Annotated in this window: 12 protein-coding genes; 7 read left to right on the top strand and 5 right to left on the bottom strand. The window is 66.8% G+C overall.

Annotation, left to right across the window (positions count from 1 at the left end; genetic code table 11):
- Positions 1–20 precede the first annotated feature (20 nt).
- From ACZ9J7_RS19850 to ACZ9J7_RS19840, 3 genes are read left to right on the top strand one after another with little or no spacing between them, the layout of a single operon-like run.
- Positions 21–1,007, top strand: coding sequence for a metal ABC transporter solute-binding protein, Zn/Mn family (locus ACZ9J7_RS19850; RefSeq protein ID WP_476211679.1), 987 nt, complete (start codon positions 21–23; stop codon positions 1,005–1,007).
- Positions 1,004–1,822 carry a metal ABC transporter ATP-binding protein gene (locus ACZ9J7_RS19845; protein ID WP_476211678.1) on the top strand — a complete coding sequence of 273 codons (819 nt, stop codon included), beginning with the start codon at positions 1,004–1,006 and terminating at the stop codon, positions 1,820–1,822. Before ACZ9J7_RS19850 ends, ACZ9J7_RS19845 begins: the two co-directional genes overlap by 4 nt.
- Complete coding sequence (locus ACZ9J7_RS19840; protein WP_476211677.1) at positions 1,822–2,706, top strand: metal ABC transporter permease; 885 nt, start codon at positions 1,822–1,824, stop codon at positions 2,704–2,706. The genes ACZ9J7_RS19845 and ACZ9J7_RS19840 overlap by 1 nt, the downstream gene beginning before the upstream one ends.
- Here the strand turns inward: ACZ9J7_RS19840 and ACZ9J7_RS19835 are convergent.
- Positions 2,684–3,145 carry a Fur family transcriptional regulator gene (locus ACZ9J7_RS19835; protein ID WP_476211676.1) on the bottom strand — a complete coding sequence of 154 codons (462 nt, stop codon included), beginning with the start codon at positions 3,143–3,145 and terminating at the stop codon, positions 2,684–2,686. The two genes, ACZ9J7_RS19840 and ACZ9J7_RS19835, sit on opposite strands and share 23 nt — an antisense overlap.
- A gap of 90 nt (positions 3,146–3,235) precedes the next feature.
- Here ACZ9J7_RS19835 and ACZ9J7_RS19830 point away from each other — a divergent pair, with 90 nt between their 5' ends.
- Complete coding sequence (locus tag ACZ9J7_RS19830; protein ID WP_476211675.1) at positions 3,236–3,892, top strand: MBL fold metallo-hydrolase; 657 nt, start codon at positions 3,236–3,238, stop codon at positions 3,890–3,892.
- Here the strand turns inward: ACZ9J7_RS19830 and ACZ9J7_RS19825 are convergent.
- Entirely contained in the window at positions 3,889–4,992 is a 1,104-nt protein-coding gene (locus ACZ9J7_RS19825; protein WP_476211674.1) for a PLP-dependent cysteine synthase family protein, read from the bottom strand. The two genes, ACZ9J7_RS19830 and ACZ9J7_RS19825, sit on opposite strands and share 4 nt — an antisense overlap.
- A gap of 93 nt (positions 4,993–5,085) precedes the next feature.
- Here ACZ9J7_RS19825 and ACZ9J7_RS19820 point away from each other — a divergent pair, with 93 nt between their 5' ends.
- The 3 genes from ACZ9J7_RS19820 to ACZ9J7_RS19810 are packed head-to-tail and all read left to right on the top strand — an operon-like array spanning position 5,086 to position 7,549.
- A complete protein-coding gene (locus tag ACZ9J7_RS19820; RefSeq protein ID WP_476211673.1) occupies positions 5,086–5,979 on the top strand; it encodes a sulfurtransferase in 894 nt (297 codons plus the stop codon).
- Positions 5,976–7,124 carry an NAD(P)-dependent alcohol dehydrogenase gene (locus tag ACZ9J7_RS19815; protein ID WP_476211672.1) on the top strand — a complete coding sequence of 383 codons (1,149 nt, stop codon included), beginning with the start codon at positions 5,976–5,978 and terminating at the stop codon, positions 7,122–7,124. Before ACZ9J7_RS19820 ends, ACZ9J7_RS19815 begins: the two co-directional genes overlap by 4 nt.
- On the top strand, positions 7,121–7,549 hold the full coding sequence (locus ACZ9J7_RS19810) for an HIT family protein (protein ID WP_476211671.1): 429 nt from the start codon (positions 7,121–7,123) through the stop codon (positions 7,547–7,549). The genes ACZ9J7_RS19815 and ACZ9J7_RS19810 overlap by 4 nt, the downstream gene beginning before the upstream one ends.
- A gap of 71 nt (positions 7,550–7,620) precedes the next feature.
- Here ACZ9J7_RS19810 and hrpA read toward each other — a convergent pair whose 3' ends face one another.
- From hrpA to ACZ9J7_RS19795, 3 genes are all read right to left on the bottom strand, one after another.
- On the bottom strand, positions 7,621–11,601 hold the full coding sequence (gene hrpA / locus ACZ9J7_RS19805) for an ATP-dependent RNA helicase HrpA (protein ID WP_476211670.1): 3,981 nt from the start codon (positions 11,599–11,601) through the stop codon (positions 7,621–7,623).
- A 62-nt stretch (positions 11,602–11,663) separates the two neighbouring features.
- Positions 11,664–11,999, bottom strand: coding sequence for a protealysin inhibitor emfourin (locus ACZ9J7_RS19800; RefSeq protein WP_476211669.1), 336 nt, complete (start codon positions 11,997–11,999; stop codon positions 11,664–11,666).
- A gap of 61 nt (positions 12,000–12,060) precedes the next feature.
- Complete coding sequence (locus ACZ9J7_RS19795) at positions 12,061–13,113, bottom strand: M4 family metallopeptidase (protein WP_476211668.1); 1,053 nt, start codon at positions 13,111–13,113, stop codon at positions 12,061–12,063.
- Positions 13,114–13,211 lie beyond the last annotated feature (98 nt).

Below are 13,211 nucleotides of genomic sequence, written 5' to 3'. Positions count from 1 at the left end.
TGCGTGAACTGAGGTTTTCCGTGCGCCGTCCAGCCGCTGCCAGCTCTTTCGTTGCCGCCCTCGCGGGTTTAGGCCTCCTGCTCAGTGCCTGCAGCCCCCAGCCCCCGCAAACCGCTGACCCGGCACAGGGGATCGCTGTGGTGGCGTCGACCAACGTCTACGGTGACATCGCCCGGACCATCGGCGGGGACAAGGTCAAGGTGACCGCCATCATCAACAATGCAGGCCAGGATCCGCACTCCTACGAGGCAACCGCCCAGGACCGGCTGGCGGTGTCCAAAGCCAGGCTTGTCATTGAAAACGGCGGGGGATACGACGACTTCATCCACACCCTGGTGGAGGCCAGCAAGCTCGACACCGCCTCGGTGCTGACCGCCGTCGACGTTTCCGGCCTTGCCCATCCCGACGACACCGCCACGTCAGCGCAGCCGGCCGCTACGGCCGCCACCGGCGCGCACGATGGCCACGACCACGGTGACCTCAACGAGCACGTCTGGTACAGCCTTCCTGCGATGGAGCGGCTGGCAGACGGCATCGCCGGCAAGCTTGCCGCCCTGGACCCCGGCTCTGCCGCAACCTTCACCGCCAACGCGGACGCCTTCAAGTCTTCCCTGTCTGCCCTGCACGGCCAGCTCGATGCCATGAAGGCCTCCCGCGGCGGGGGCAAGGTGGCTGTCACCGAGCCGGTACCGCTGTACCTGCTGGCGGACGCCGGGCTGGACAACGCGACGCCTGCGCAGTACACGGCGGCCATTGAGGAGGGCGCCGATGTTCCTCCCGCCATCCTGAAGGAAGCCACGGACCTGGTGGGATCCAAGGCAGTCCGCCTGCTGGCCTACAACGCCCAGACGGAGGGTCCCCAGACCGAAGCGCTGAAGAAAGCAGCAGAGAACGCCGGAGTCCCCGTCGTGGACTTCACCGAGACGCTGCCCGAAGGCAAGACCTACCTGCAGTGGATGACGGACAATGTGAACAACATCGGCAAGGTTCTGGAGACAAACAGGTGAAATCCGTCGTCAGCCTCAAAGGGGCGTGCCTCAAGTTCGGCCAGCGCACGCTCTGGGAGGACCTCGACCTCGACATCAGGCCCGGCGAGTTCTTCGCCGTGCTGGGCCCCAACGGCAGTGGCAAGACCAGCTTCCTGAAGGTCCTGCTGGGCCTGCAGAAGCTGCACGCGGGCGAAGCGGCACTGGGCGGACGCCCCGTGGAGCGCGGCAGCAGCCTGATCGGCTACATACCCCAGCAGAAAGCCTTTGCCCCCGACACGCCCATGCGGGCCCGGGACCTGGTGGCACTCGGAGTGGACGGCCACCGCTGGGGTATCCGGCTCTCGTCGGCCAAGACCAACCGGCAGGTGGACCAGCTCCTTGAGCTTGTGGGAGCCTCCGACTACGCCAACGTCCCGGTAGGACAGCTTTCCGGCGGCGAGCAGCAGCGGCTTCGCGTGGCGCAGGCCCTGGCCACCGATCCCCAGGTTTTGCTCTGCGACGAGCCGCTGCTGTCCCTGGACCTGCACCACCAGCAGGCAGTGAGCGCCCTGATCAGCAAGCAAAGCCGGGAACACAACAGCGCCGTCGTTTTCGTTACCCACGAAATCAATCCGATCATCGAATATGTGGACCGGGTTCTCTACCTGGCGGGGGGACGGTTCCGCGTCGGGGCGCCCGACGAGGTCATGACCACCGAAGTCCTCTCCGACCTCTATGGCAGCCACGTGGAGGTGATCCGCGCCAATGGCCGGATTGTCGTGGTCGGCCTGCCCGATGCCACCACCCACCACCACCACGCGGAGGCGGACACGATGGCAGGGGAGGTGGCGTAATGGACGCCGACAGCATCCTGGGGGCCATCTTCAATTTCGACAACTACGGCGAACTGCTGGTCCTGGTCCAGAACTCCATCTGGGCGGGGGCCATCCTGGGGCTCCTTGGCGGGCTGGTGGGCACTTTCGTGATGAAGCGTGACCTTGCCTTCGCCGTCCACGGCATCTCCGAGCTCTCCTTCGCGGGAGCTGCGTTCGCCCTGCTGGTCGGGGCGGACGTGGTCTTCGGCTCGCTGGTGGGGTCCGTGGCGGCCGCGCTGCTGCTGGGGCTGATGGGGGTCCGGGCACGGGACAAGAACTCGATCATCGGGGTCATCATGCCGTTCGGGCTGGGCCTGGGAATCCTGTTCCTGTCCCTGTACCAGGGCCGCGCCGCGAACAAGTTCGGCCTGCTGACCGGGCAAATCGTCTCCGTGGACACAGTCCAGCTGCAGGCACTCGCCGGGACGGCCGTCGTCGTCATGCTTGTGCTGGTGGCCATCTGGCGTCCGCTGAACTTCGCCAGCGTGGATCCCGAACTCGCCGAGGCCCGGGGAGTGCCCGTCCGCAGCCTGGCGATCGTGTTCATGATCATCCTGGGCGTCAGCGTGGCCCTGTCCATCCAGGTGGTGGGCGCCCTGCTGGTGCTCGCCCTGCTCATCACTCCTGCGGCCGCTGCGCTCCGGGTCACTTCCTCCCCGGCGGTGGCGGTGGTCCTCAGCGTGGTCTTCGCCGTGTCCGCGACGGTGGGTGGAATCCTGCTGGCCCTTGGCGGCCGGATTCCCATCAGCCCCTATGTCACCACGTTGTCGTTCCTGATCTATGTGGTGTGCCGCACCATCGGATCCCTGCGCGAGGCCCGTGGCCTCAACGGGCGTGTGCTTACAGCTTCCCGGCAGCCTTAAGGACGGTGCAGTCCGGGCACAGCCCAAAAATTTCCACGGTGTGGTCCACTTCAGTAAATCCGTGCTCGGCAGCGGTGCGCACAGCCCACGTCTCTACGGCAGGGGCTTCGACTTCAACCGCTTTTCCGCAGTTCCTGCACAGCAGGTGGTGGTGGTGTGCGGTCACCGCACAGCGACGGTAGACAGCCTCGCCGTCTCCGTTGCGCAGCACGTCGACAAGGCCCTCATCCGCGAGGGACTGCAGGATCCGGTATGCAGTGGCGAGTGAAACGGACACGCCCTGGTTCTGCAGGATCCGGTAGAGCTCCTGCGTGCTGACAAAGTCATCCAGGCGGTCCAGGGCAGCACTGACGGCTTTGCGCTGCTTGGTGACTCGCTGTTCCTTGCCGCCTCCCGCCGGGGACGGGGCGGCGGAATCAGCCTTGACGCCGTTCGGCATGGACGAACTCGCTTCCTTGGGGGCAAACATCAAGATTACCAGCCTGGACTTCGTGGACAGCGTTCCGGGACGGACCCTAGGCTGGCGTCTATGAAGCTGACCAAATACACCCACGCCTGTGTCCGGCTCGAGAAGGAGGGCGGGGTCCTGGTCCTCGATCCAGGCACCTTTTCCGAGACCGCAGAGGCGCTGTCCGGAGCGCAGGCTGTCCTGGTAACCCACGAACACGCCGACCATCTGGACACTAAGGCCGTGGTGGAAGCCCTTCACGGCAACCCGGACCTTGAGCTCCACGCTCCCGCGGGTGTGGCACAGCAATTGCGCCAGGATGCTCCCGGCGCCGCGGACCGCATCCACGCGGTTGATCCGGGATCCTCGTTCCAAGCGGCCGGCTTCGACATCCGCAGCTTTGGCGGCCAGCATGCCCTGATCCACCCGCAAATTCCCATGGTGGCCAACATTGGTTTCCTGGTGGACCAGAATGTCTACCACCCGGGTGATTCCTTCGTCATCCCGGACGGCATCACGGTCCAGACCCTCCTGGTGCCGCTGCATGCGCCGTGGAGCAAGTCCGCCGAAGTCGTGGACTTCGTGATCGGGGTACGGGCGCCGCTGGCTTTCCAGATCCACGACGGGCTGCTCAACGACAACGGCCTGGGAATCGTTGAAGGACACGTCAAGCGGATCGGGGCCAAGTACGGCACGGAGTACCGGCACCTGGCACCACGCGAGTCGGTGGAGGTCTAGCCGGTCCACTCCCCGGTCTCCAGGAAGCGGTCGATTACTGCTTCATGTGGCGCCGGATCCAGCCCCTGGGAAGCCAGCCAGTCCTGGTTCCAGTAGTTGCCCGCATAGCGTTCGCCGCCGTCGCACATCAACGACACGATGCTTCCCCGCCGGCCTTCCGACAGCATGCCGGATATTGTCTGCCACACACCCCACAGGTTGGTGCCGGTGGACGGCCCGGCGTGCAGTCCGGCATAGGAACGCAGGTGCCGCATCGCGGCTACCGACGCCGCATCCGGTACCTGGACCATCCTGTCGATGACGGTGGGAATGAAACTGGGCTCCATCCGTGCCCGGCCGATGCCTTCGATCCGGGACGGCAGGCCGGTGGGCTTTCCGGCTGATTCCCCCAGCCAACCGGGGTAGAACGCGGAGTTTTCCGGGTCCACCACCAGCAGCCTGGTGGGATGGCTGTGGTAACGCAGGTACCTGCCGATCGTGGCACTCGTTCCGCCTGTGCCGGCCCCCACCACGATCCACTCGGGGACCGGGTGCGGCTCCAGGCCCAGCTGGCCGAAGATCGATTCAGCGATGTTGTTGTTGCCGCGCCAGTCCGTCGCCCGCTCGGCGTAGGTGAACTGATCCATGTAATGCCCGTTGCAGGTGGCCGCCACGTCTTCGGCCGCCGCGTATACGTCGGAGGCGTTTTCCACGAGCAAACACGAGCCGCCGAACTGTTCGATAAGTGCGATCTTCTCCGGGCTGGTGGTGCGCGCCATGACGGCGATGAACGGGAGCCCCAGCAGCTGGGCGAAGTACGCCTCCGATACGGCGGTACTTCCGCTGGAGGCTTCCACGATGGTGGTGTCCGCCCTGATCCAGCCGTTGACCAGGCCGAACAGGAACAGCGACCTGGCCAGCCGGTGCTTGAGGCTGCCGGACCGGTGCGTGGACTCGTCCTTGAGGTACAGCTGGATGCCCCAATGCTCCGGCAGCGCCACCGAGTAGAGATGGGTGTCCGCGGAACGGTTGTTCTCCGCCGTGATGGTGCGGATGGCCCGGTCCGCCCAGTCCCGGTCCGTTCCGCCGCTGCCCGTGCCGGTGCTGCCCTCGATCTTCACCGCACCAGCCTACCCGCGCAGCCGGACTGCCCGTCTAGAGTTGGACCGTTGCCTGCGCCGGCAGGTGGCCCCGGATCCCGCAGAAGGAGCTCCATGAATCCGCTGATTGACGTCCCCGGCCTCGAAGCCAGGCTCGCCGCCGGGCACCGGACGGTGCTGCTGGATGTGCGCTGGGCGCTGGGCGACCCGTATGGGCACGACCACTATCTCGCGGAGCACCTGCCGGGCGCCGTGTTCGTTGACCTGGCCACAGAGCTTTCGGATCCGGCCGTGCCGGACCGGGGGCGGCACCCGCTTCCGTCCCGCGACCGTTTCCAGGAGTCGGCCCGCCGGTGGGGCCTGCGGAACGGTGACGTCGTGGTTGCCTACGATGACAGCGGCAACATGGCGGCGGCCAGGGCCTGGTGGATGCTGCGCGACGCCGGACTGGCGGAGGTCTACCTGCTCGACGGCGGCCTGGGCGCCTGGCGTGCCGCAGGCTTGCCGTTCGAGGAGGGACCGGTCCATCCTGTTCCCGGCGACGTGGAATTGGGCAGCGGGCAGATGCCCGTAATCGACGGCGGTGCTGCCGCCACCTGGCCGCAGGGCGGCCTGTTGCTCGACGCGAGGGCGGGGGAGCGGTACCGGGGCGAGGTAGAACCTGTCGACCCCCGTGCCGGCCACATCCCCGGGGCCCTCAGCGCTCCGACCGCCGCGAACGTTGATGCTTCCGGGCGGTTCCTTCCGCCGGCGGAGCTGCGGAAGAGATTCGAATCCCTGGGGGTCCAGGACAGCCGGCCGGCAGCTGTCTACTGCGGCTCCGGCGTCACGGCCGCGCACGAGGTGGCCGCGCTGGAACTGGCCGGGTTCTCCGCTGCCCTCTACCCGGGCTCCTTCTCGGAGTGGTCCAACCGCCCGGAACTTCCGGTGGCCACGGGTCCGGAACCGGGGGACGGCCCGGACCCGGGTGGAAACTCCGGTGGCGCCGGGGGTAGCGTCGCACTATGACACCAGGACGTCCCGTACCACCGCCCCTTGCCAATCCCATCCCACCCGCACCCGCAGAAGGCGAAGCCGGAACGCGCGCTGCCGCCTACGGCGCGGTGTCCGGCGACAGCGGGCTGGTGCCGCTGACAGTCGCACGGCGCGCCCCCAAGCCGGACGACGTGGAGATCGCCATCGAGTTCTGCGGGCTTTGCCACTCGGACGTGCACGCCACCCGTGGAGAGTGGGGCGGCCAGGCTTACCCGTTGGTCCCCGGCCACGAAATCGTGGGAACGGTCAGCAGGACCGGTTCGAACGTCACCGACTTCGCCGTGGGCGACCGCGTCGGCGTTGGCTGCATGGTGGACTCCTGCAGGGAATGTGAGAGTTGCCTGGACGGCCTTGAGCAGTACTGCGAAAACGGCATGACGGGCACCTACGGTGCAAAGGACCGGCGGAACGGCGACGCCACCACCCAGGGCGGCTATTCGTCGTCCATCGTCGTGGACCGCCGCTACGTCCTCCGTGTCCCGGACTCGCTGGACCCTGCCGCCGTCGCGCCCCTGCTGTGCGCCGGCGTCACCACCTTCTCGCCGCTGCGGCATTTCGACGTAGAAGAAGGCGACGTGGTCGGCGTCGTGGGGCTGGGCGGGCTGGGCCACATGGCCGTCAAGCTGGCAAAGGCCATGGGTGCCAAGGTGGTCGTGTTCACCACCTCCGATTCGAAGGTTGCGGCCGCCCTGGAACTTGGGGCCGACGATGTTGTCCTGTCCCGGGACGAGGCAGCCATGGCCGCCGCGAACCGCAGCATCGACCTCATTATCGACACCGTGGCGGCCCCCCACGACCTGAACCCCTTCTTCCGCACCCTCCGCGTGGACGGAGCCCTCTTCCAGCTGGGGCTGCCCTCCGACGCCATGCCGCCGGTCAACCCGGGTGCATTGATCCGGCGCCGCATCGCCTACGCGGGATCACTGATTGGCGGCATCGCCGAAACCCAGGAAATGCTCGACTTCTGCGCTGAGCACGGCGTGGTTGCCGACATCGAGATGGTGGCCGCCGGCCAGCTGAATGAGGCCTACGACCGGATGGTCGCCGGGGACGTCAAGTACCGTTTCGTGCTGGACACCAGCACGCTGCAGGCAGCAGCCGGGGAGGCAGACGCATGAGCACGCTGTTCACCAAGATCCTTAAGGGAGAAATTCCCGGCCGGTTCGTCTGGCGCGAGGACGACGTCGCGGCCTTCCTGACCACCGGCCCGCTCGCCGACGGCCACACCCTGGTGGTCCCCACCGAAGAAGTGGACCGCTGGACCGACGCCTCGCCGGAAACCCTTGCCAGGGTCATGGAAGTGGCGCGGCGGATCGGCGCGGTCCAAGTGGAGACGTTCGGCGCCAGGCGTGCCGGCCTGATCGTGGCGGGCTACGAAGTCAACCACCTGCATGTACACGTGTGGCCATCGCAAAGCATGGCCGATTTCGACTTCGGCTCGGCGGACCAGAACCCGGACCCCGCCGTGCTGGACGCCAACGCCGAAAAGCTGCGCGACGGGCTCCGTGCCGCCGGCTACGGCGAATCCGTTCCGGCAGCCTGACGGCGGGTTGCTGCGGCGTGCCCGGCTCCAGCGGGCCGGGCACGCAGGACGCGCTGAGCAGCAGAAGGTGTTCAGGCCGGGGCGAGGGCCTTGTTGAGCACGGTCCGGATGCGCTTCTCGGATACGGAGTAGGCCGTTCCGAGTTCGACGGCGAAGAGGCTGACACGGAGCTCCTCGAGCATCCAGCGCACCTGGGTTAACTCCCGTCCGGCACGCCGGCCGGGCAGCAGCGCGGACACCGCATCGTCGTAATCGTCCTCGAGCCGCTGCACCACCGCCATATTCAGGGCATCGCGCTGGACGTTTCCGGGCAGGCGCTCCAGCCGCTTCTCAATGGCTGCAAGATACCGCGGCAGCTGGCTGAGCTGGGCGTAGCCCGTGCGTGCCACAAAACCTGGGTAGACGAGCTGCTCCAACTGGCTCTTGACGTCGTTGAGCGCACTGATCAGGGCGAGGCTTGTGCTGCCCTTGAGCTGCTTTTCGATCCGCCGGGTACTGGCCAGGATGCGCTCGACGACGGCGGTGACAGAGAAGACCGTATCGATCAGTTCCGCGCGCACCACCTCATACAGCGCATCGAAGGACTTGCGGTCCCAGGGGAGTTCCGCGGGCGTGAGCTTGTCGATGGCCGCCAACGCACAGTCGGCGATCAGGGCCGTCACCGAGCCATGCGGGTTCTGGCTGAACGTGAGTTTCTCGGTATTGCTCAGGTGCTCCAGGACGTAACGGTCCGGCGCCGGAACACGCAGTGCCAACAGCCTGATTACACCGCCGCGCATGGCGTCGAGCTGTTCCCCGGCCGTCTGGAATACGCGCAGGGACACCGACGTGCCCTGGTCTACCAGCGCCGGATATCCGGTGACGGTATGGCCCTTGACCAGGCTGCTCACCTGGCGCTCAACAGTACCCACGGTCCATTCGGTCAAGCCGTCACGCTCCACGAATCCCGCGCTGCCCGGCACCCCGGTGCCCTGCTGGCCGGCCGGTGATCCAGCGTCGGACGCTTTGCCGTTGCGGCGCTGCCCGTTAGGGGCGGCAGCGGGCGCAGTGGAGGCCGGGGTGGCGCCAAGCGATTCGGCGATGGCACGCCGGGTGGCGGGGGCGAGCTGCTCCTGGAGGCCGACGAGGTCCTTGCCTTCGCCCAGGACCTTGCCCGTGCTGTCCACCACCTTGAAACTGACACGCAGGTGCGGGGGAACGGCCTCCCAGTTCCAGGAGCCGGGTGGAATGACCGCCCCGCGGATCCGGCGCAACGCCAGTTCCAGCGACGGTTCGAGTTCGTCCGTGGCGGGATCGAAATCCGACTCGAGCACGGCAACGGCCTGCCGGGCAACATCGGGCGCGGGAACGAAGTTCTTCCGGACCTGCTTGGGCAGCGACTTGATCAGGGCGGTCACCAGCTCCACCCGCTGGCCGGGGATCAGCCACCGGAACGGGGCGTCGTCGAGCTGGTTGAGGAACAGGACCGGCACTTCGGCAGTGACGCCGTCGGACGGATCCGGTGCGGACCCCGGCGCCACGGGATGGAACTCATAGGTCAGCGGAAGCTCGAAGCCTTTGTGCAGCCAGGTCTTCGGATAGGCCGAATCATCGAGGTCGTCCGCGTCGTCGCTCAGGAGCAGCGACTTGTCGTAATCCAGGAGGTCCGGGTTCTCCCGGCGGGCGTCCTTCCACCACTTGTCGAAGTGCCGTTCGGAGACAACATCGGGGCCGATCCTGGCGTCGTAGAACTCGAACAGGGTTTCGTCATCCACCAGCAGGTCCCGCCGGCGCATGCGGGCCTCGAGTTCCTCCACCTCGTGCAGGAGCGCCCGGTTGCGGTGGAAGAACTTGTGGTGGGTGCGCCAGTCGCCTTCCACCAGGGCATGCCTGATGAACAGCTCACGGGCAACCACCGGATCCACCCGGCCGTAATTGATCCGCCGCTGGGCGATGATCGGAACGCCGTAGAGGGTGACCTTTTCGTAGGCCATGACTGCACCCTGCTTGGTGGACCAATGCGGTTCGCTGTAAGTGCGCTTGACCAGGTCCGGGGCCACCTGTTCAGCCCAGACCGGGTCGAATTTGGCGGCCACCCTGGCCCACAGCCGGCTGGTCTCCACCAGCTCGGCTGCCATGACAAACGTGGGGGACTTCTTGAACAGCGCCGATCCGGGGAAGATCGCGAAGCGGCTGCCGCGGGCGCCGGCGTATTCGCGCTTGCGCTCGTCCAGGATGCCGATGTGGCTCAGGAGCCCGGAGAGCAGGCTGATGTGGATGCCGTCGTTGTTGCCCACGGGATCCGCCAGGCGCTTGTTGTCCAGCGTGATCCCCAGCGGCCGTGCGAGCTGGCGCAGCTGCGTGAACAGGTCCTGCCATTCCCGCACCCGCAGGTAGTTGATGAACTCGGCGCGGCACAGCCGGCGGAAAGCCGAGGACGAGAGTTCCTGCTGTTTCTCCTGCAGGTAGTTCCAGAGATTGAGGTAACCGGTGAAGTCCGAGTTTTCGTCCCGGAAGCGGTTGTGCTTTTCCGCAGCCAGTTGCTGCTTGTCGCTGGGCCGTTCCCGCGGGTCCTGGATGGTGAGCGCTGCGGCCAGCACCATGACTTCGCGGACGCAGCCGCGTTTTCCCGCTTCCACGATCATGCGGCCCAGGCGGGGATCCACGGGGAGCTGGGCAAGTTTCTGTCCGACGGCGGTCAGACCGCCGCCCGTCGACGCGCCCCGGCCGCCGGCTGCATCAGCCTTGGCGCCGGTGCCGTGGGCGCGTGGGGGAGCCAGGGCGCCAAGCTCGCGGAGGAGGGTGACGCCGTCGTTGATGGCGCGGGTTTCCGGCGGCTCGACGAAGGGGAAGTCCTCAACGTCCTTGGGCCCCCTGGCCACGCCCATGGCGGTCATCTGGAGGATGACGGCGGCGAGGTTGGTCCGCAGGATCTCCGGGTCGGTGAACCGGGGCCGGGACTCGAAGTCTTCCTCGGAGTAGAGGCGGATGGCGATGCCGTCGGAAACACGGCCGCAGCGGCCCGAACGCTGGTTGGCCGATGCCTGCGAGACCCGCTCGATGGGCAGGCGCTGGACCTTGGTGCGGTGTGAGTACCGGGAAATGCGGGCGGTTCCGGTATCGATGACGTACTTGATGCCCGGAACCGTCAGCGACGTTTCCGCCACGTTGGTGGCCAGCACGATCCGGCGCTTGCTGCCGGGATGGAACACCTTGTGCTGCTCCTGCAGGCTCAGGCGCGCAAAGAGGGGAAGGATCTCGGTGTTTGCCAGCCTGCGGTTGGACTGGATGCGGGCCTGCAATGCTTCCGCGGCGTCCCGAATTTCGCGCTCGCCGGAGAAGAACACCAGAATGTCGCCCGGCGCTTCGGCGGCAAGCTCGTCAACGGCATCGCAGACGGCGTCCAGCGGATCCCGGTCCTCCTCAAGTTCATCGTCCGAGGCGTCTTCTTCGTCCTCTCTCGGCTGCGAGAGGGGGCGGTAGCGGATTTCCACCGGGTAGGTCCGGCCGGACACCTCAACAATGGGGGCCGGGTCCTCCGGGGTGCCGAAGTGCTTGGCGAACCGCTCGGGATCAATGGTGGCCGAGGTGATGATGACCTTCAGGTCGGGCCGCTGGGGGAGGATCCGCTTGAGGTAGCCGAGGATGAAGTCGATGTTGAGGCTGCGTTCATGGGCCTCGTCGATGATGATGGTGCTGTATTTCCGCAGCAGCTTGTCCCGCTGGATCTCGGCGAGCAGGATGCCGTCGGTCATCAGTTTGACCTTGGTCGCCTTGCTGACCTCGCCCGTGAAACGGACCTGGAAGCCTACTTCCTGGCCGATCTCGACGCCGAGCTCCTCCGCGATGCGCTCGGCTACCGTCCGCGCCGCCAGCCGGCGCGGCTGGGTGTGCCCGATGAGGCCCTTCTCGCCCAGCCCCAGTTCCAGGCACATCTTGGGGATCTGGGTGGTTTTTCCGGAGCCGGTCTCGCCGGCGATGATGGTCACCTGGTTGGCGGCAATGGCGGCCATCAGGTCCTCGCGGCGCTCGGAAACCGGCAGCTCGGCAGGATAGGAGATATGAAAAGTCATGGCTGCAGACAGTCTACTGCCGTGAGGAACCGCCCCATTCGGTTCCGGGACGCCGGCCGCCCTTAGGCAGCGCCACCAGGGTCCGCGCCGGGAAGCGGTCCGCCGGCTTCCTCCGCGGCGGCCCGCGCGGTGTCAACCAGGATGCGCCAGGGGCCGGTGAGGGCTTGTTCGGGCAGGGCAGCCCTGCGCTGCCCCGCAGTGATGGAGTAGATGAAGCGGTCCGGCTGGGGTGCCTCGAAGGCCGCCGCGGCTGCCCGTGGGGTGCTGGGAACCGCGTCCCACGGGCAAGCCTCGACGATGGGCTGCCACTGGCTGAGGTCACTGTCCGTCCGTGCGTCCACTGTCCATACGCGCGTGATCGCCGCGATCCCGCCCGTGCGCTCCACCTTGATCTTCATGGCCTGGCCCCTGGGCTTCCTTCCGGACCCGGAGCCAATGGAAGGGGCGCCGGGGCAACGGTTAAACCTTGACCTTTACAGTTTCCCACGCTGCGCCGACGGCGTCATGCTCCGGGGACCCGGAACCGAAGAGGTCCGTGGCGGCGCGCACCGTGGCACGGGCGAAAACGCCGAAGGTCGCCGCCTGTGGCAGGGAACCGCTGGTCAGGGTCTCGTACCAGATGCGGCCCGGTGCCTCCCACGCGTAACCCCCCAGCGCGTCCGCCACCAGGTAGAAGGCGCGGTTGGGGATGCCTGAGTTAATGTGGACCCCGCCGTTGTCTGCGCTGGTCCGAACGTAGGAGTCCATGGAGTCAGGCTGCGGGTCTTTGCCCAGAACGTCGTCGTCGTATGCGGTACCCGGCGCTTTCATGGACCGCAGCGCCTGTCCCTGGACCTTCGGCGTGAAGAGGCCTTCCCCGATCAGCCAGCTGGCCTGCGCTGCCGGCTGGTTCTTCACGTACTGCTCAACGAGCGCGCCAAAGACGTCGGACATGGATTCGTTGAGCGCGCCGGCCTGGTTCCGGTAGGCAAGCCCGGCTGAGTACTGGGTGACGCCGTGGGCCAGTTCGTGCCCTATGACGCTCAGGGACTTGGTGAACCGTTCGAAGACATCTCCGTCGCCGTCACCAAAGACCATCTGGCTGCCGTTCCAGAAGGCATTGTCGTACAGCCTGCCGAAGTGGACCGTCGCGTCGAGCTTCAGTCCGCGGCCGTCCACTGAATCACGGCCGAAGGCGTTGGCGTAGAGCCGGTGCGTGGATCCGAGCCCGTCATAGGCTTCGTCGGTTGCGGCGTCCCCCGTGGCGTGTTCGCCTTCCTTGCGGACAAGGTTGCCCGGGAGGGTTTCCCCGCCGCCGGCATCGTAGATCGCCCGCTTGACCGGCCCGGGCTTCTCCTGGAGCAGCCCGGGCGGAAGGGCCGGAACAGCGTGTGAACGGGCCGCCTGGAACGATTCGACGTGGATCAGTGCTTTCCTGGCGGCGCTGGCCGCTGAAGTGAACTCCGGCGCATCCTGCCGCGCCAGCCGGCGCAGCATGTAGGGCGGAACGATTGAACAGAACGGAACGTGCATGGCATAACCCCCCTCGTCTAGGTGAAACCAGCCTAAGAGCGGGCACCGACATTGTTAGTGACGCCACCGCCCGGAATTCAGCAGCCTGCAGCGGGCTG

The organism is Pseudarthrobacter sp. TE9888, assembly GCF_056279345.1.
Note: the sequence above shows the minus strand (reverse complement) of the source record. Positions and strands in the feature narration are given on the sequence as shown.